This is a genomic window from Aureimonas sp. AU4 (assembly GCF_001463765.1).
GTDB lineage: Bacteria > Pseudomonadota > Alphaproteobacteria > Rhizobiales > Rhizobiaceae > Aureimonas.
In genome coordinates, this window is record NZ_BBWK01000038.1 from 43,319 (window position 1) to 60,418 (window position 17,100).

Consider the following 17,100-nt stretch of genomic DNA (forward strand, 5'->3'; position numbering starts at 1 on the left):
TGTGCGCGGCATTCCCGGGCGTTTAGAAGCCTGTCCTATGACAAAGCCTTCCGAACTGCCCGACGATCTCCTCATCCAGGCGTCCGACGAGGTGCGCATCCGCCAGGACCTCGCGCTGGTGGCGCTGGGCAAGCGCCCGGCGGACCGCGTCCTGCGCGTCGGACGCCTGCTCGACGTCCACACCCGGCGCTGGCACGCCGACCAGGAGATCGTGATCCGGGGCCGGCGCGTCGCCTTTGTCGGCGATGCCGGCTCCTGGCGCGGCGAGGCGGCTGAGCGCGTCCACGAGCCGGACCTTCATGCGGTGCCGGGCTTCGGCGAGGTGCACAAGCACATCGAGTCGAGCCACCTGACCCCGGACCGCGAGGCGGCCCTCGTCCTGCCCTTCGGCTGCACCTGGACCTGCGAGGCGAGCCACGAGTTCTCCAACGTCGACGGCGCCCGCAACCTCGACTTCTGGCTCGCCGCGCGCCGCGCCGGGAGCCCCGCCAAGATCTTCCCGTTGCCGGGCTCGGCCGTGCCCCCCACCGCCTACGAGTGGGGCGGCGGCCATTACGGCTATGAGGAGCAGCGCGGCTTTCTGCGCGACTCCCTCCTCGTGCCGGGCCTCGACGAGGTGATGGACTGGCCCGCGGTATGGGACGCGGGTAACCCCTCGCACGAGCGGCTCTGGGGCATGATCCGGGCGACCTTCGAGGCGCGGGGCGTGGTGGAAGGCCATGCCGCGGGCATGCGCGGTGCGCCTGAGATCAACGCGTTCGCCGCCGCCGGCATGGCCTCCGACCACGAGGCCTGGACGCCGGACGAGGTGCGCGACAAGCTGCGGCGCGGCCTGTTCCTGGAGCTGCGGCCCCACTCGTTGCCCGAGATCATCCAGGCGCTCGTCGCCGACGGCCTCGCCGACTGGAGCCAGATCGCGCTCTGCACCGACGACCGCTCGGCCTCCGACACGATGCGCATCGGGGCGAGCGACCACAACGTGCGCCTCGCCATCCGGAACGGCCTCGCGCCCGAGATCGCCATCCAGCTCGTCACGATCAACCCGGCGCGCCACATGCGCCTGACGCCTTGGGTCGGTTCGATCGCACCGGGGCGCTATGCCGACATGGTGCTTCTCTCCGACGTCGAGCATCTTTCGATCGCCTCGGTCTGGGCGGACGGCGCCGAGGTCGCGCGGGACGGCCGCATGGCCGTGCCCGTTCCCGAGATCGCGTGGCCGGACTGGACGCGCCGGACCGTGCGCATCGACCGCGAGATCACGGCGGCCGACTTCGCGATTCCCGCCGAGCCGGGGCGCACGACGATGCAGGCGGCGCTCCTGCGGCCCTTTCACTGGTCGGACGAGTTCATCACGGCCGAGCTTCCCGTCGCGGACGGGCTCGTCCAGCGCGACGCCACGCGCAACATCACGAAGTTCGCCATCGTCGACCGCTTCTCGGGCGAGGGGCGAACGGCCAGGATGTTCTGGCTCGGCACCGGCCCGCGCACGCCGGGCACCGCGCTCAGCTGCTCGATGGGGCACGACAAGCACAATATCTGGACGGTCGGCTCCTGCGACGCGGCCATGGCGCTCGCCGTCAACACGTTGCGCGAGATGGGCGGCGGCTGGGCGCTGGTGCGGGACGGCGAGGTCCTGGCGCGGGTGCGCTACGAGGTCGGCGGGCTGATGACGGCGCGCCCGCCGGAAGAGCTCGACCGCGAGGTGCAGGCGCTCTACCGCGCCGCCGAAGACATCGACTGGATGTACGAGCCGACCTTCTCGCCGCGCTGGAGCCCCGGCTTCCCGGAGCGCCTAGCCTTCGCGACGCTGACCTGCGCGCCCTGGCGCTGGGTCCTCGTCGCCCCCTCGCCGCTGGCCCCGGAGGGCTTCGTCGACGTCGGGACGGGGCGCACCCATCCCGTCGTCTGGTGAGGCGCCGCGCCGTCAGGGGATGAGACGGTCGGCGCGCAGCTGGGCGAAGAGGTCGAAGAAGCTGTCGTCGGTGGGCTGGTAGTCGAGGAAGCCGAGCCGGCGGCTCTTGCCCATGTCGGTGACGACCTCGAAGGGGCGGCCGAGATCGGCATCCGTGTGCCAGGGCGAGGCGAGGCGCGACAGGTCCGGCTCGGCCAGTCCCTCGCGTTCGGCGATCCGCCGCCAGACCGGCGCGTCGTCCCGCATCTGGTCCTCGAGCGGCTGCACCGTGCCGTCGAACGGCGCGGGCTCGACGCCGAACCACTGGGAGATGCGGCCCCACATCCAGTTCCAGCGGAAGACGTCGCCGTTGACGATGTTGAAGGCCTCGTCGGCGGCCGCCGGCGTCTCCGTCGCCCAGAGGAGCTGCCGGGCGAGCTGGCGCGCGTCGGTCATGTCGGTGAGGCTTTTCCACTGCGCTTCCGAGCCCGGGAAGCGGAAGGGACGGCCCGTTTCGCGGCAGAGCGTGGCATAGACCGCCAGCGTCGTGCCCATGTTCATGGCGTTGCCGACCGCCTTGCCGATCACCGTGTGCGGCCGGTGGACGCTCCACGTGAAGCCGTCGCGCTGGGCGGCCGCGAAGACCTCGTCCTCCTGCGCGTAGTAGAAGTTGTCGACCGGCAGGCGACCTTGCGTCTCGCGGAACGGCGTCTCGGGCAGCTCGCCCTTCCCGTAGGCCTCGAAGGGGCCGAGATAATGCTTGAGGCCGGTCACCAGCGCCACGTGGCGCGTCGTGCCGCCGAGCCGCAGGGCGTCGAGAAGGTTGCGCACCATGCCGGCGTTGACCCGGATGTTCTCGGCTTCCGTGTCCTGCCGGGCCCAGGTCGTGACGAACACCGCATCCGGCCGCACGTCGCGCAACGCCTCGGCTGTGCCGGCGGCATCCTGCAGGTCGGCCGCCAGCGGCTCAACGCCGTCCTGGCTCGCGGGGCGGCGGGCCAGGCCCATCACCCGCCAGCCGCGCTGATGGAGAAGGGCCGCGGTCGCGCTGCCCACGATGCCGCTGGCACCCACCACAAGGGCCGTCTTCGTCATGCTGTCTGTCTCCGATCCGTTTACGTTCCGCCCGAGCTAGGCAGGCGCGCGCCCGGCGGCTAGACGGAACCGAATGGGGACATAGGCACCCGGAGGTAACCACCCATGCGACCCGGAACGCCCGACGAGGCGTGGCGCGAGGACTGCGCGCCGCGCCGCGTTCTCGAACTCTTCGCCACCAAATGGACCAGCATGGTGCTCCATACGCTGCATGCGCGCCATTCGGGAGCGGCGCGCACCGGCGTCCTCCAGCGCTCGTTGCCGGGCATCTCCAAGAAGATGCTGACGCAGACGCTGCGCGAGATGGAGGCGAGCGGGCTTCTGACGCGCCATGTGGCGGGCACCGTGCCGCCGGCCGTGGAGTATCGCCTGACGGCGCTGGGCGAACGCTTCGTGGAGCCGGTGGAGATGCTCTACAGCTGGGGGCGCGAAAACGCCGATGCCCTGGATCGCATGGGCGAGCGGGCCACCTCGCGGCGGCGCGAGGCGAAAAAAACGCCGTAAGGCCAGCTTCCGGTCATGTTGCGGTGCGAAGAGGGCGCTTGTTCTGTCTGGATGGAGGGATCCGATGTCCCACCCAACGGCACGGGCCCGGCGCGGGAGGCGCCGCATGTGGTCCCGCTCGCTTCTGTTCATCCTGCCGGCCCTCGCGCTGGTCAGGGGCTCTCCCGTCGTCGCCTCGCCGGCGGCCGACGCCGCGCGCGCCACCGCCGAGCGCATGGGCGAGCGGCTGGAGCGCATCCGCGATCCCGACGTCGATCCGCCGCGCCTCGACATCGATCTGCGCCTGGAGGTGGGCGAGGACGAGCGGCGCGTCGAGGACCTGGATGCGCTGACCCCCGATCCCGCCGACGACCGCTTCGGCGGCACCGCGCTGGGCGCCCGCCCGGTGCCGCAGCGCGAGATGCACCTGCGCAGCGCCGGCCTGCCGGCGGATGCCGACGGCAGCTGGAGCCGGGGCTCCGTCGCGCTCGCGCCCGGCGGCCGGGTGGGAGAGAGCGACCTGTCGCTGACGGCGGGCTTCGACGGCAGCGGCCGGGGCAGCCGGATCGGGGGCGTTGCCGCGAGCTTCGACCAGCGGCGGTTCGGCGACCATGAGGCCGATCTCGCCGGCATCGCCGCCTACGGTTCGCTCCAGCTGCTTCCCTCCTCGTTCCTCGATCTGACCGCCGGCACGGCGGCGCCGGTGGGCGGCGGTGAGGGGGTCGCCTTCGCCACGGCCCGCTTCGGCGTCGAGCGCCGCTTTTCCGGCTGGCTGGTCAATCCCTACGGGCGCGCGGAATTCACCCGCGAGGGTCCCCGCGACCCGTATGGCCGCCTCGTCTCGGGCCTGCGTCTGGAGCGCACGGTGGATCTCGGCGGCCTGCGCGTGCGGCCGCAGATCCGCTGGGAGGGCGAGCGCCGGCGCCTGCCGGGCGCGGGCGGCGTGGAGCGCTCGCGCAGCTTCACGCCCGCGCTTCTGGTGGACGTCGCGAAGGACTGGACCGCCCGCATCGAGCACCGCAGCCGCACCGGCACGGCGGGCCGCGAGGGGCGTCTGGAGTTCAGCGTCTCGGGCAAGTGGTAGGGGGCGGGGCGATCAAGCGATCGTCGTTTTCACGGGCCGCAAGCCTGTTCCAAGGGCTCCGGCCGACTCAATGCGAGAGCGAGACGACATGGAGCCCATCCACACGGACCGCCTGATCCTGCGCCGCTTCCGGCCCGAGGACGCCGCGGCGCTTCTCGCCTATCTCCGCGAGCCGAGATCGACCTGCTTCGCCTCGCTGCGCCTGCCCGACCTCGACGCGGCGCGCGAGGAGGCGGCGCGGCGCGGGGCGGGGGACGAGGCCATCGCCGTCGCGCTGCGCGACACGGACCAGCTGATCGGCGACCTCTTCGCCACGCCCGAGCCGCCCGATACGTTCAGCGTCGGGTGGAACTTCAACGCGGACCATGCGGGCGCGGGCTACGCCTCGGAAGCCGCCAGAGCCCTGGTGCGGCACCTTTTCGAAAAGCGCGGCGCGCGGCGCCTCTACGCCTATGTCGAGGACCACAACCTCGCCTCGCAGCGCCTGTGCGAGCGGCTGGGCATGCGGCGCGAGGGCCTGTTCCGCGAGTTCGTGTCCTTCGTCGACGATGCGCAAGGGCAGCCGATCTACGAGAACACGATGCAATACGCCCTACTTCGCCGGGAATGGCGGGGCTGAAGCCGGACGGGGACAGGTCGGGCCCGCCCCGTCCGGCTGCGGTCAGCGCGCCGCCCAGACCAGCCCGCGCTGGAGGATGGTGCGCATCTGCGGCACGGCGAACTCCGAGGCGACGTGGCCGAGCGAGGAGTAGAAGACGCGGCCCTGTCCGTAGCGCCGCTTCCAGACCACCGGCATCACCACGCCGTCGATCCATTCGGCGTGATCGCCCGTGAATCGCGTCGTCGCCAGCACCTCGTTCGAGGGGTCGACATGCATGTAGTACTGCTCGGACCGGTAGGGGAAGCTCGCGATCCCCTCCATCACCGGGTCGTCGGGCCGCGTCACGTCGACCGTATAGTCGATGATGTTGCCGGGATGGGCGACCCACTGGCCGCCCACCATGAACTGGTATTCCGGCTGGTCGCGGAAGGCGTCGCCCATGCCCCCGTGGTAGCCGCCCAGACCCACCCCGCCCCGCACGGCGGCGGTCAGGTTGGTCAGCTCCTCCTTCTCGATCTTGGCCATGGTGATCAGCGGGACGATCAGCGACAGGTCGTGGATCGAGGGATCGGCGAAGGCCTCGGTCGTGTTCTCGCTGAAGACCGTGAAGCCCTCCTCGCGCAGCATGTCGCTCAGGACAGCGGCGCACTGCTCGGGCTCGTGCCCGCTCCAGCCGCCCCAGACGATGAGTGCCTGCTTCATCAGATTGCCTCCTCCAGAATGCCGGTCAGCGAAGGGTCGGCGCTCAAGGGCGTCGGCCGCTCCGGTCGTGTCTCGATCGCGATCGCGGCGCCCGTCTCGGCGGAGCGCCCGAAGGCTTCCATGACCTCGAGGACGTGGAGCGCCAGCGCGCCGCTCGCGCGGTGCGGGCGCTCCTGGCGGATCGCGCTCGCCATGTCGGCAAGGCCGATCGAGCGGTAGTTGCCGTCCGCGAAGGGCTCGGTGACCGCGACCTCCTCCCATTCCCCGCCCTTGCGCAGGAAGAGGGGCGTGCCGCCGAAATGGTTGGGATCGGGCACGGTGAGCGAGCCTTCGGTCCCGTACACTTCGAGCGGCAGATGCTTGTGGCCGGCGACGTCGAAGCTCATCGCCATCGTGACGACGGCGCCGTTCGCGAACTGCAGCGCGCCCGCGACATGGGTGGGAACCTCGACGTCGATCAGCTGGCCGCGGCGCGGCTCGCTTCCGATCGGCCGCTGCCGGCGCGGCTCGGGCGACAGGCCGACGACGCGCGAGACGGGACCCAGCAGGTTCACGAGGTCGGTGATGTAGTAAGGGCCCATATCCAGCATCGGCCCGCCGCCCCGCTTGTAGTAGAAGTCGGGATCGGGGTGCCAGCGCTCGTGGCCGGGACACATGAAGACCGCGCTGCCGCCCACGGGTTGGCCGAGATGGCCCTCGTCCACGAAGCGCCGGGCGGCCTGGTGCGCGCCGCCGAGGAATGTGTCGGGCGCCGACCCCACCCGCAGGCCCCGGCGCTCGGCCTCCGCCGTCAGGCGCCGGGCGTCGCGGAAGTCGATGCCGAGCGGCTTCTCGCCATAGGCGTGCTTGCCGGCTTCGAGGATCCGCAGGCCCACCTCGACATGGGCGGCGGGGATGGTGAGGTTGAGGACGATCTCGATGGCGGGATCGGCGAGGAGGTCCTCGACGCTTTTGGCGGGAATGCCGAACTCGGCGCCTCGCGCCTGCGCCGCCTCCGGCCGCTGGTCGGCCAGCGCCCGGATCGCGAGGACGGGAAAGCCGCGCGCGGCCTTGAGATAGGCGGCGCTGATGTTGCCGCAGCCGATGATGCCGATGCCGACGGGTCGCATGGTGGATGATCCTCCCCAGATCGTTTCGCGTGTGTCAGGGGCGCGCTGCGGGGCGCGCGGGTCCTGTGGTGTTGAAGGGCGAGCCGTAGAGGTCGCGCAGCGCGACGGCGGCGGCGCCCCGGCCGAGGCGCTCGGGCTCTCCGGGCGGCTGGAAGACGAGTTCGGTGACGCCCATCAGCGGCTCGGCGACGGCCTCCGCGAAGGCGCGGGCGACCTCCCGCTCGAGGGCTGCGCCCAGATGCAGGAGCGATCCGGTCAGGACGATGCGGGGCGGGGCGAAGAGCGTCGCGATGTCGGCGGCGCTGATGCCGACCGCGCGGCCCGCCCGCTCCACCGCGCCGACGACCCCCGCCTCGCCGGGCGGCATCCGGTCGAGAACATGCCGGAGCCCGAGTCCCGCGCGGGCTGCGTCGCGCGAGGAGGGGTCGAGCTCGAGCTCGGCCAGGACCGCTCCCTCGGATGCGACGTCGAGAAGGCGCACGAGACGCCCGCACGGATCCGTGCCGATGACGAGGCCGCCGATATCGTGGCTGAGGCCGTGCGCGCCGCGAAAGAGCTGCCCGTCGTGGAGGATGCCGAGGCCGATCGCCTGCTCGAAGAGGATCAGGGCGAAGTCGTCGATGTCGCGGCAGCTGCCGAACCAATGCTCGGCGAGCGCGAGGGCCGCCGCATCGCTCTCGACCGCGACCGGCACGCCGAGGCGCGTCGACAGCGCCTCTCCGAACAGGACGTCGGCCTGCGTGAAGAGGGGCGTGCGCCGCACGAGGCCGGTCTTGGTCTCGACGATGCCGGGCAGGGTGGCGCAGACGCTGCTGATCTCACTGAGCGTCAGCCCGGCCTCCACCACGACGCGGCGCACCGCGTCCTCGGCAAGGTCCGCCACGACCGGCACGGGCTGGCGCCGCACGCGCAGCGGCAGTTGCAGGCTTCCGATGACGTCGCCCCGGAAGTTGGTCGCGGTCGCGACGATGCCCTGCGGCCCGATCGCCAGGCCCACCACGCGCGCGGCATCGGGGTTGAGCTGCAGCATGACGCGGGGGCGCCCGCGCGCCGGCTCGTGGATGCCGCCGAGCGCCACCGGCTGGATGATGCCGTCCTCGATCAGGGAGCCCGTGATGGCCGAGACCGTGGTGGAGGACAATTCCGCTTGCGCCGCGATCTCGACGCGCGAGATCATCCCGTGCCGACGCACGAGGTCGAGAATGCGAAAGCGGTTGATCTCCCGCATCAGTTCGGGATCGCCGGTCTTCATGCCCGAACCGTGATTAATTTCGGATCGCGGAAATAAGGCGTGGGGAGGCAGCCCTGTCAACGCCTTTGTTTCCTCTCAATCCAGCGAAGGTAAACGCATCTCGGTGTCGACCCGGCTTGACATGCGTAGCTCAACGCGCCCTATTTAATCCGCGAGGCGAAAAAATGATGCGCCGGCGACGGGAGGAATGGGTATGACGAAGGGCATCCGGACGCGCTTGGCGCGCTGTCTCACCGCGACCTGCCTGGCCGGAGCCACGCTGCTCCTGGCCGCGAGCGCTGAGGCCCAGACCACGGTCCGTCTCATGCACGTGGAAAGCAACCCCGCCTATGCGGCGATCTGGCGCCAGCTCGCCGACACGTACCAAGCCGAACATCCCGGCGTGACGGTAGAGCTGCAGTTCCTCGAGAACGAGGCCTTCAAGGCCAAGCTGCCGACGCTTCTCCAGAGCAACGACGCGCCCGATCTCTTCTACAGCTGGACCGGCGGCGTCCTGAAGGCGCAGCGCGAGGCCGGCGCGGTGCAGGACCTGACCGCGCCCATGCAGGCCGACGGGGGCGCCTGGGCCAAGAGCTATCTGCCGGCGGCGGTGAACGGCGTCACCATCGACGACCAGGCGCTCTGCGTGCCGCTCAAGATGTCGATGGTCGGCTTCTTCTACAACAAGGCGCTGTTCCAGAAGGCCGGCGTCGACGCCGCGTCGATCCGCACATGGGACGACTTCATGGGCGCGGTCGGCAAGCTCAAGGCCGCCGGCATCACGCCGATCGCGGGCGGGGGCGGCGACAAGTGGCCGCTCCACTTCTACTGGTCCTATCTCGCGCTGCGCCTCGGCGGCGAGCCCGCCTTCGCGGCGGCCAAGGCCGGCGAGAACGGCGGCTTCACCGCCGCGCCCTTCGTGGAGGCCTTCGCAAAACTCAAGGAACTCGGCGCGGCCGAGCCCTTCCAGGCAGGCTATCTCGGCACGCGCTGGCAGGACACGCTGGCGCTCTTCGGCGACGGTCGCGCCGCGATGCTCCTGACCTTCGACGATTCCGCCAACCGCCAGGCCAAGGCGGCCGCCGACGGCAAGGGCATCCCGCGCGACCAACTCGGCACCTTCGCCTTCCCGATCGTGGACGGGGGCGCCGGGGCGCCCGAGGCGACCTTCGGCGGCGTCAACTGCTGGGCCGTCTCGCGCAATGCCAAGCCGGAAGCCCTCGACTTCGCCCGCTGGTTCACGAGCGAGACGGCCGAGAGGACCATGGCCGAGAACGGCATGCTGATCCCGGCGGCCGCGGGTGCCGAAGCCGCGCTGACCGACCCGATCGTCAAGGGCTTCGCCGAGCAGCTGAAGCGTTCGCCCTTCCACCAGCTCTTCCTCGACCAGGACCTCGGCCCCTCGGTCGGGCGCGTCGTCAACGACGTGACGGTCGAGGTCGTATCGGGACAGATGGAGCCCGAACAGGCCGCGCAGGAGATCCAGGACGCCTTCGAGCTGCAGTAGCGGCCTGTCCGGCGGGGAGGGGCTGATGACCGTCCCCGCCTTCGATCCCAGATCCCCCCAGGAGGCGCCATGACCGACGTGACCGGAGCGCTGCCGCGTGCGGCCAACCCGTTGAGCCCCGTCAAGCGGCGTCCCAGGGGCGCGCGCTACCGCAACATCGGCGGCGTCGTGCCGGTGCTGGTCCTGTTCCTGCCGCCGGCGCTGCTTCTCTTCACGCTCTTCGTGATCCTGCCGATGGGCGAGGCGGCCTGGTACTCGCTGTTCAACTGGAGCGGCTACGGCTCCCCCGAGAACTTCGTGGGCACCCGCAACTTCGACGTGCTCTGGCGCAACGGCGCCTTCCGCACCGCGATCACCAACAACGTCCTCATCATCGTCGTCTCGCTCGCCCTCCAGCTGCCGCTGGCGCTGTGGCTGGCGACCCTCGTGTCGCATCGCATTCCCGGCGCGACCGCCTTTCGCCTCGTGTTCTTCCTGCCTTACGTGCTGGCGGACGTGGCGGCCGGCCTCATCTGGCGCTTCATCTACGACGGCGACTACGGGCTCGTCGCGTCGGTCGCGAGCCTCCTGGGCTTTGCTACCCCATATGTCCTCGCCGACCGCGACTACGCGATCTACGCCGTCCTCGCGGTGGTCGTGTGGAAGTATTTCGGCTTCCACATGATGCTCTTCATCGCCGGGCTCCAGTCGATCGACAAGTCGCTCTACGAAGCGGCCGACCTCGACGGCGCGACACCGTGGCAGCGCTTCCGCTTCGTGACGCTGCCGCTGCTCTCGCCGACCATCCGCCTGTCGGTCTTCTTCTCGGTGATCGGCTCGCTGCAGCTCTTCGACATGATCATGCCGCTGACCGGCGGCGGCCCGTCCAACTCGACGCAGACCATGGTGACCTTCCTCTACACCTACGGCGTCACGCGCATGCAGGTCGGCTTCGGCAGCGCGGTGGGCGTCGTGCTCTTCGTGATCTGCGTCACCCTCGCCTTCGGCTATCGACGGATCTTCATGCGCCATGACTGACGCCGCGCTTTCCGAACCGACCTACCAGGAGAGCCGGCGCCGGCCGGGCTTCGTCAGCGGTCTCTATCTCTACGCCAGCCTGTTCCTGATGGCGGCCGTGGTGCTGGTGCCGCTGCTCACCACCGCGGTCGGCGGCTTCAAGAGCTTGGGGGACCTTCGCGTCAACCCGTTCGGCCTGCCGGCCGAATGGCAATGGGCGAACTACTGGGACATCCTGTCCTCGGGCCGCTACTGGCGCATGCTCGGCAACTCGTTCCTGATCGCCTCGCTCACCGTGGTGCTCACCGTCTCGGTCGCGGCCATGGCCGCCTTCGCGCTCGCCCATATCCGCTTCTTCGGCGCGGCCTTCCTGATGAACTATTTCCTGGTCGGGCTGATGTTCCCGATCGCCACCGCCATCCTGCCGCTCTTCATCCGCATCCGCGACCTCGGCCTCCTCGACACCTATCTCGGCGTCGTGCTGCCGCAGGTGGCCTTCGGCCTCGGCATGAGCATCCTTCTGTTCCGCAACTTCTTCCGCAACGTGCCGCGCGAGCTCTTCGACGCCGCCTTCGTGGACGGCTCGGGCTACATCCGCTTCTTCTGGTTCGTCACGCTGCCGCTCTCGCGCCCGATCCTGGCGACGGTCGCGATCGTGAGCTTCGTGAACAGCTGGAACAACTACATCATGCCCCTCATCATGCTGAACAGCCAGGACAAGTTCCCCTGGCCGCTCGGCATCATGATCTACCAGGGCGAGTTCTCGACCGACTGGCAGCTCGTGCTCGCCTTCATCACGCTGACGATCGCCCCCACCGTGATCGTCTTCTTCGCCGCCCAGAAGCACATCGTCGCCGGCCTCACCGCCGGTGCTGTAAAGGGTTGACCGCCATGGCATCGATCGCGCTCCGGGAGGTCGGCAAGAGCTACGGCCACCATCCCGTCCTCCACGACGTCAACGTCGACATCCGCGACGGCGAGTTCGTGATCCTGGTCGGGCCGTCCGGCTGCGGGAAGTCGACGCTGCTGCGCATGATCGCGGGGCTGGAGGAGGTGACCGACGGCGACATCCGCATCGGCGAGCGCGTGGTCAACGACCTCGCGCCGAAAGAGCGCGACATCGCCATGGTGTTCCAGAACTACGCGCTCTATCCGCACATGACGGTGGCCGAGAACATGGCCTTCTCCCTGCGCCTCGCCGGCGCGGGGAAGGCGCAGAAGGACGAGGCCGTGCGGCGCGCCGCCGCGATCCTCGACCTCGACAAGCTCCTCCATCGCTACCCGCGCGAACTCTCGGGCGGCCAGCGCCAGCGCGTCGCCATGGGCCGCGCCATCGTGCGCGATCCGGCCGTGTTCCTGTTCGACGAGCCCCTGTCGAACCTCGACGCCAAGCTGCGGGTCCAGATGCGCACCGAGATCAAGGCGCTGCACCAGCGCCTCAAGACCACGATGGTCTACGTCACGCACGACCAGATCGAGGCCATGACCATGGCCGACCGGATCGTCGTCATGAACGGGGGCCGGGTCGAGCAGGTCGGCGCCCCGCTCGACCTCTACGACCGGCCGGCGAACCTGTTCGTCGCCGGCTTCATCGGCTCGCCCGCCATGAATCTCTTCGAGGGCGAGGTGTCCTCCGGCGACGGGGCACCCGCCTTCCGCATGGCGGACGGCACGCGGCTGCCGCTTCCGGAGGGTGCCGCCGGCCTCCAGCCGGGCCGGCGCGTCACCTACGGCATCCGTCCCGAGCACATGGAGCTGACGGAGGGCGCCGCGGATGCCGGGGCGGAGGTCGCCGTGGTGGAGCCGACCGGGTCGGAGACGCAGGTCTTCTGCCGTCTTGGCGGCGCGGACGCGGTGGGCGTCTTCCGCGACCGCGTCGCCGCCCGGCCGGGCGATCGGATCCAGCTGCGCTTCCGGCGCGAGCGCATCCTCCTGTTCGACACGGCCACGGGCGAGCGCATCGAGAGCTGACGCCCGCCCGCGCGGGTCAGCCCAAGCCGAGAAGCTCGGCGAGGCCGTCGATGCCGTCCACCTTGTGCGTGGCGTAGCCGCTCGCCGCCGGCTCGTGGTCGCGCTCGACGAGAACGCGCGCGCCGAAGCGCAGGTCCGAGGCCGTCATCAGGTCGTAGCGGTGCGAGGATGAGCAGTGCATCACCTCCTCCGGCACCGCGCCGAGCGTGTCCAGCATGTATTCGAAGGCTCGGCAGCGCGGCTTGTAGGCGCCGGCCTCCTCGGCCGTGACGACGCGGTGGAAGGGCGCCTGCATCGCCTTGATCGAGGGTGGGATGAGGTCGATCATCGAGTTGGTAAGCCCGACTACGGGGATTTCGCGGGCGATGCGCGCCAGCGCGGGCACCACGTCGACGTGCGGCTTCCAGGTGGGTATGGCGCCGTAGAGCGTGTCGAGATCGGTCTCGCCGGTGTCGATGCCGTGCAGGCGCGCCGTGCGGGCGAGGGCATCGCCGATCACCTCGCGATAGGGCTTGAAGGCGCCCAGCACCTCGTCGAGGCGATAGGCCTTGAAGTCGGCGACGAAGCGATCCATCCGCCCGGCCGGAATTCGGTCGGCGAAGAGCTCGCGCGTCAGCGCCGCCATGCCGAAGCTGATCAGGGTGCCGTAGCAGTCGAAGGTGACGAAGCGGGGGGTGAAAGTCGGCATCGGCTTGCCTTTAGCTATCGGCCTCGCCCCTGGCGAAGGGCAGGAAGTGGATGTGGGGCCGCCCGTGATGGGGCGAGGGCGCGACGCGCGCGTCGACCGCGAAGACCTCGCGCAGCAGGCTCTCCGTCAGCGTCTCGACAGGTGGTCCGTCGGCCACGACGCGGCCTCCGCTCAGCACCACGACCCGGTCGCAGAACAGGGCGGCATGGTTCAGGTCGTGCAGCGAGACGATGCAGGTCAGGTCGAGGCCGGCGACGAGCTGCAGGAGGCCGATCTGGTGGTGGACGTCGAGGTGGTTGGTCGGCTCGTCGAGGATCAGCTCGCTCGGCGTCTGGGCGAGCGCGCGCGCGATGTGGACGCGCTGCCGCTCGCCGCCCGACAGGCTCTGCCAGCGGTCGAAGCGCTTCTCCGCAAGGCCCGTTCGCGCTAGCGCGTCCGCGACCGCCGCCTCGTCGGCGGCGGTCCAGCCGGAAAAGGGCGAGCGGTGCGGAAAGCGGCCGAGCCGCACGACGTCGCAGACGCGCAGGTCCGCGTTGGTCGCCCCGTGCTGCTCGACGAAGGCGACGCGCCGGGCGAGGCGTCGTCGGCCGAGCACGCGCAGATCCTCGCCGTCCACCTCGACGCGGCCCTCGTCCGGCCGGCGCAGGCCCGCCAGGATGCGCAGGAGCGAGGTCTTGCCCGAGCCGTTCGGGCCGATCAGCCCGAGCACCCGGCCGGGCTCGGCCTCGAGCGACACGCGGTCGAGGACCTGCCGCTTTCCCGCCCGCCAGGAGATGCCTTGCGCGCGGATGCTCATGAGGCGCGCTGCAGGCGGTAGAGGATCACCGAGAAGACCGGCACGCCGACCAGCGCGGTCACGACGCCGATCGGCAGGACCTGCTGGGGCACGAGGACGCGCGAGGCGATGTCGGCGAGAACCACGAAGATCGCGCCCGCCACCGCGCAGGCCGGGAGGAGCCGGCTGTGGACCGGACCCACCACGAAGCGCGCGGCATGGGGCACGACGAGCCCGACGAAGCCGATCGAGCCGACCATGCTGACGACGGTCGCCGTCATCACGGCGGTGAGTGCGAAGAAGCCGAGACGCGCCCGCCCGACATCGACGCCGAGCGCGGCGGCCGCCTCGTCGCCGAAGGCGAAGGCGTCGAGCACGCGGGCAAAGACGAGGCAGAGCGCGAGGCCGGCGCCCACCACCGCCGAGACCAGCGCGAATTCGGGCCATCGCACGCCGCCGAAGCTGCCGAGCAGCCAGAACATGACGTCGCGCGCCTGCTGCGCGTTGCCGGAGGTCGTGACGATGTAGGAGGTGGCGGCGTTGAAGAGCTGCGAGGCGGCGACGCCCGCCAGGATCGTGCGGTCCGCCCCGCCGCGCGTGCCGCTCGACAGGAGCGCGACGAAGAAGAAGGCGGCGAACGCGCCGAGGAACGCCCCGGCCGAGAGCGACACCGCGCCCGCGCCGAGCCCCAGGATCACCACCGCGACCGCACCCGTCGAGGCGCCCGCCGAGATGCCGAGGACGTAGGGCTCGGCGAGCGGGTTGCGCAGGAGCGCCTGCATGATCGCGCCTGCGATCGCGAGGCCCGCGCCGCAGAAGGCCGCGACCAGCGCGCGGCTCAGCCGGTAGTCCCAGATCACCGTCTCGTGGATGCGGTTGAGCTCGGCCGCGGTCCAGCCGAGGCGGTTGGTCACCGCGAGCCAGGTGGTGGAAAGGGGGATCGGCAGGTCGCCGATGCCCACGCTCACCCCCACGGCCAAGGCCACCGCGCCGAGCGACAGGAGAAGGAGGCCCGCGAGCGAAGCCGTCCCCCGCCAGGGGCCGGATGCGAGGCTCACTTGCGCAGACCGAGCGCCTTCAGCTGCTCGGCCACCTGCTCGGCGCCGTAGATCGTGCGCACGGTCGGGTTCATGGCCTGCCCGTCCATCACCACGATCGCCTTGTTGCGGACCGCCGCCATCTGGCTGGTCGCGGGATCGGTGGAAAGGAACTCGATCTTGGCCGCCGGCTTGTCGAGCGCCCAGCGGTTGCGGTCGAGGTCGGCCACCACGATCACGTCGGGCGCGGCGGCGATGATGCTCTCCCAGCCGAGCGCCGGCCATTCGGCCTCGGCCTGGATGGCGTTGGTGCCGCCCAGGATGTCGGCGATGAAGCCCGAGGCCCCGTTCTTGCCGCCGAGATAGGCGTCGGCGGCCGGCGACGGGCTGGAGAACCAGAAGAGGTAGGACAGCTTCTTCCCGCCGTCCGGCGGCGAGGAGGCGCGCAGGGCGTCCTCGCGCGACTTGAAGTCGGAGATCAGGGCCCGCCCGCGATCCTGGACGTCGAAGATGCGCGCCAGCTCGTCGATCTCCTCGTAGAGGTCGGCCATGTTCCAGAGCTGGTCGCGCGCGCCGTAGGCGTCGGTGCCCTCCCGCTTGGCGAGGCACGTGCTCGGCGAAAGGTAGGCGGGCACGCCGACGCGCTCGAAGTCCTCCCGCTTGGCGACCTTGCTGTCGGGGCCGAGCAGGGTGGGAAGGGCGGCGGCCACGAAGTCGGGGCTCTCGGCGAGGATCGACTCGAAGGTCGGGAACTCGACCGTCAGGAGCTTGACCTTCGCGTTCGCCTCGGCGAGCTCCGGCAGGACCTTGCTCGGCCAGAAGGCCGTGGCGACCATGCGGTCCTCGAGCCCGAGAAGGAGAAGGATCTCGGCGCTGTTCTGCCCGAGGCCCACTGCCCGTTCGGGGGCCTTCTGGAAGGTGACGTCGAGGCCGCAGTTCCGGATCGTCAGCGGATAATGCGTCGCCCCGGCAAAAGCCGGCCGAACGGCTGCCAGAAGGGCGAGCGCGAGGCTCGATGCGGCCAGAAGGGTCTTCGGGAAAGCCAAGGGAAACATCCTCAAGCGCGGGGAGGGCAGCCGTGCGGCTCCCTAGCCCGACCGGTCGCGGCAAACAAGATTGCGGATGTCATGTTTCTTCCACGCCGCCTCAAGGCACGGCGAGGGCGGCACTTCGGCAGGGGTGGGCGAGAAGATCGGCGAGCTCCGCGTCGAGATGGATCAGCGACAGCGACACGCCGACCATGTCGAGCGAGGTGTAGTAGGGTCCGACGAGCGAGGACACGACCTCGACCCGGCGTGCCCTCAGGCGCTGCGCGACGCGGCGGTGGACCACGTAGAGCTCGATCGCGGGCGTGCCGCCGAGCGAGTTGACGAGCGCCGCCACGCGGTCGCCCTCCGTCAGGCGCATCTCGTCGAACAGGCGGTCGACCAGGAGGTCGGCGACCGCGTCGGCACTCGCCAGCGTCTCGCGCGAGACGCCGGGCTCGCCGTGGACGCCGACGCCGATCTCCATGTCGCCGGGTCCGAGCGCGAAGCTCGGGCGGCGCGTTTCCAGCATGGAGCCGGGCTCGAGGGCGACGCCCATCGAGAAGGTGCGGGCCGCCGCGCGGCGCGTCACCGCCTCGCATTCGGCGAGCGTCATCATCCGGTCCGCGGCGGCCCCCGCGACCTTGAACACGAAGACGTTGCCGGCCACGCCCCGGCGCGAGCCGACCGCGTCGGCGGAGGCCGAGGCCACGTCGTCGGTGGTGACCACGGTGCGTACCGCGATGCCCTCGGCGGCCGCCTCCTCGCCGGCCATGTCGAAGTTCATGACGTCGCCGGAGAAGTTGCCGTAGACGAAGAGGACGCCGGCGCCGCCGTCCACCGCGCGCGTGGCGGCCAGGATCGGGGCGGGCGGCGGGGCCGCGAACACGTTGCCGACGACCGCC

General features: G+C 70.6%; 17 protein-coding genes. 8 read left to right on the forward strand and 9 right to left on the reverse strand.

Annotation, left to right across the window (positions count from 1 at the left end):
* The first annotated feature begins 37 nt into the window (after positions 1–37).
* Positions 38–1,912, forward strand: coding sequence for an adenine deaminase (locus tag AUL35_RS11725; RefSeq protein WP_062014985.1), 1,875 nt, complete (start codon positions 38–40; stop codon positions 1,910–1,912).
* A 12-nt stretch (positions 1,913–1,924) separates the two neighbouring features.
* Here the strand turns inward: AUL35_RS11725 and AUL35_RS11730 are convergent, their stop codons facing one another.
* The gene (locus AUL35_RS11730) at positions 1,925–2,986 is read right to left on the reverse strand and encodes an SDR family oxidoreductase (protein ID WP_062014987.1); all 1,062 of its coding nucleotides are present in this window, start codon (positions 2,984–2,986) and stop codon (positions 1,925–1,927) included.
* Between the two features lie 105 nt (positions 2,987–3,091).
* On the opposite strand from AUL35_RS11730, the gene AUL35_RS11735 reads away from it, so the two are divergent.
* From AUL35_RS11735 to AUL35_RS11745, 3 genes are all read left to right on the forward strand, one after another.
* Positions 3,092–3,490, forward strand: coding sequence for a helix-turn-helix domain-containing protein (locus AUL35_RS11735; RefSeq protein ID WP_062014989.1), 399 nt, complete (start codon positions 3,092–3,094; stop codon positions 3,488–3,490).
* Between the two features lie 106 nt (positions 3,491–3,596).
* Positions 3,597–4,553, forward strand: coding sequence for a hypothetical protein (locus AUL35_RS11740; RefSeq protein ID WP_062014990.1), 957 nt, complete (start codon positions 3,597–3,599; stop codon positions 4,551–4,553).
* A gap of 88 nt (positions 4,554–4,641) precedes the next feature.
* Positions 4,642–5,172 carry a GNAT family N-acetyltransferase gene (locus tag AUL35_RS11745; RefSeq protein WP_062014992.1) on the forward strand — a complete coding sequence of 177 codons (531 nt, stop codon included), beginning with the start codon at positions 4,642–4,644 and terminating at the stop codon, positions 5,170–5,172.
* Positions 5,173–5,214: 42 nt separating this feature from the next.
* On the opposite strand, the gene AUL35_RS11750 is transcribed toward AUL35_RS11745, so the two are convergent.
* From AUL35_RS11750 to AUL35_RS11760, 3 genes are read right to left on the reverse strand one after another with little or no spacing between them, the layout of a single operon-like run.
* Complete coding sequence (locus tag AUL35_RS11750) at positions 5,215–5,856, reverse strand: ThuA domain-containing protein (RefSeq protein ID WP_062014993.1); 642 nt, start codon at positions 5,854–5,856, stop codon at positions 5,215–5,217.
* A complete protein-coding gene (locus AUL35_RS11755) occupies positions 5,856–6,965 on the reverse strand; it encodes a Gfo/Idh/MocA family protein (protein ID WP_062014995.1) in 1,110 nt (369 codons plus the stop codon). The genes AUL35_RS11750 and AUL35_RS11755 overlap by 1 nt, the downstream gene beginning before the upstream one ends.
* Positions 6,966–6,999: 34 nt before the next feature.
* Positions 7,000–8,217, reverse strand: a complete 1,218-nt coding sequence (locus AUL35_RS11760; RefSeq protein ID WP_062014997.1) for an ROK family transcriptional regulator — start codon at positions 8,215–8,217, stop codon at positions 7,000–7,002.
* Positions 8,218–8,410: 193 nt separating this feature from the next.
* On the opposite strand from AUL35_RS11760, the gene AUL35_RS11765 reads away from it, so the two are divergent.
* From AUL35_RS11765 to AUL35_RS11780, 4 genes are all read left to right on the forward strand, one after another.
* Positions 8,411–9,703 (forward strand): extracellular solute-binding protein, encoded by a 1,293-nt coding sequence (locus tag AUL35_RS11765; RefSeq protein WP_244493752.1) that lies wholly within the window; start codon positions 8,411–8,413, stop codon positions 9,701–9,703.
* Positions 9,704–9,772: 69 nt separating this feature from the next.
* Positions 9,773–10,720 carry a carbohydrate ABC transporter permease gene (locus AUL35_RS11770; RefSeq protein WP_082666283.1) on the forward strand — a complete coding sequence of 316 codons (948 nt, stop codon included), beginning with the start codon at positions 9,773–9,775 and terminating at the stop codon, positions 10,718–10,720.
* 88 nt (positions 10,721–10,808) lie between these two features.
* Entirely contained in the window at positions 10,809–11,585 is a 777-nt protein-coding gene (locus tag AUL35_RS11775; protein ID WP_244493754.1) for a carbohydrate ABC transporter permease, read from the forward strand.
* Between the two features lie 5 nt (positions 11,586–11,590).
* Positions 11,591–12,670, forward strand: a complete 1,080-nt coding sequence (locus AUL35_RS11780; RefSeq protein ID WP_062015002.1) for an ABC transporter ATP-binding protein — start codon at positions 11,591–11,593, stop codon at positions 12,668–12,670.
* Between the two features lie 16 nt (positions 12,671–12,686).
* On the opposite strand, the gene AUL35_RS11785 is transcribed toward AUL35_RS11780, so the two are convergent.
* From AUL35_RS11785 to AUL35_RS11805, 5 genes are all read right to left on the reverse strand, one after another.
* On the reverse strand, positions 12,687–13,358 hold the full coding sequence (locus AUL35_RS11785; RefSeq protein WP_062015004.1) for a haloacid dehalogenase type II: 672 nt from the start codon (positions 13,356–13,358) through the stop codon (positions 12,687–12,689).
* A gap of 10 nt (positions 13,359–13,368) precedes the next feature.
* The gene (locus tag AUL35_RS11790; RefSeq protein WP_062015005.1) at positions 13,369–14,154 is read right to left on the reverse strand and encodes an ABC transporter ATP-binding protein; all 786 of its coding nucleotides are present in this window, start codon (positions 14,152–14,154) and stop codon (positions 13,369–13,371) included.
* Positions 14,151–15,134 carry an iron ABC transporter permease gene (locus tag AUL35_RS11795; RefSeq protein ID WP_244493755.1) on the reverse strand — a complete coding sequence of 328 codons (984 nt, stop codon included), beginning with the start codon at positions 15,132–15,134 and terminating at the stop codon, positions 14,151–14,153. Before AUL35_RS11795 ends, AUL35_RS11790 begins: the two co-directional genes overlap by 4 nt.
* A 53-nt stretch (positions 15,135–15,187) precedes the next feature.
* The gene (locus tag AUL35_RS11800; protein ID WP_156417958.1) at positions 15,188–16,216 is read right to left on the reverse strand and encodes an ABC transporter substrate-binding protein; all 1,029 of its coding nucleotides are present in this window, start codon (positions 16,214–16,216) and stop codon (positions 15,188–15,190) included.
* 100 nt (positions 16,217–16,316) lie between these two features.
* On the reverse strand, positions 16,317–17,100 hold a 784-nt coding region (locus AUL35_RS11805), incomplete at its 5' end, for a dihydroxyacetone kinase subunit DhaK (RefSeq protein ID WP_062015011.1).

What these genes read in the sequence shown, in the direction of transcription:
- AUL35_RS11725 (WP_062014985.1), top strand. Translation starts at nt 38, where the DNA reads ATGACAAAGCCTTCCGAACTGCCCGACGATCTCCTCATCCAGGCGTCC.
- AUL35_RS11730 (WP_062014987.1), bottom strand. Translation starts at nt 2,986, where the DNA reads ATGACGAAGACGGCCCTTGTGGTGGGTGCCAGCGGCATCGTGGGCAGC.
- AUL35_RS11735 (WP_062014989.1), top strand. Translation starts at nt 3,092, where the DNA reads ATGCGACCCGGAACGCCCGACGAGGCGTGGCGCGAGGACTGCGCGCCG.
- AUL35_RS11740 (WP_062014990.1), top strand. Translation starts at nt 3,597, where the DNA reads ATGTGGTCCCGCTCGCTTCTGTTCATCCTGCCGGCCCTCGCGCTGGTC.
- AUL35_RS11745 (WP_062014992.1), top strand. Translation starts at nt 4,642, where the DNA reads ATGGAGCCCATCCACACGGACCGCCTGATCCTGCGCCGCTTCCGGCCC.
- AUL35_RS11750 (WP_062014993.1), bottom strand. Translation starts at nt 5,856, where the DNA reads ATGAAGCAGGCACTCATCGTCTGGGGCGGCTGGAGCGGGCACGAGCCC.
- AUL35_RS11755 (WP_062014995.1), bottom strand. Translation starts at nt 6,965, where the DNA reads ATGCGACCCGTCGGCATCGGCATCATCGGCTGCGGCAACATCAGCGCC.
- AUL35_RS11760 (WP_062014997.1), bottom strand. Translation starts at nt 8,217, where the DNA reads ATGAAGACCGGCGATCCCGAACTGATGCGGGAGATCAACCGCTTTCGC.
- AUL35_RS11765 (WP_244493752.1), top strand. Translation starts at nt 8,411, where the DNA reads ATGACGAAGGGCATCCGGACGCGCTTGGCGCGCTGTCTCACCGCGACC.
- AUL35_RS11770 (WP_082666283.1), top strand. Translation starts at nt 9,773, where the DNA reads ATGACCGACGTGACCGGAGCGCTGCCGCGTGCGGCCAACCCGTTGAGC.
- AUL35_RS11775 (WP_244493754.1), top strand. Translation starts at nt 10,809, where the DNA reads ATGGCGGCCGTGGTGCTGGTGCCGCTGCTCACCACCGCGGTCGGCGGC.
- AUL35_RS11780 (WP_062015002.1), top strand. Translation starts at nt 11,591, where the DNA reads ATGGCATCGATCGCGCTCCGGGAGGTCGGCAAGAGCTACGGCCACCAT.
- AUL35_RS11785 (WP_062015004.1), bottom strand. Translation starts at nt 13,358, where the DNA reads ATGCCGACTTTCACCCCCCGCTTCGTCACCTTCGACTGCTACGGCACC.
- AUL35_RS11790 (WP_062015005.1), bottom strand. Translation starts at nt 14,154, where the DNA reads ATGAGCATCCGCGCGCAAGGCATCTCCTGGCGGGCGGGAAAGCGGCAG.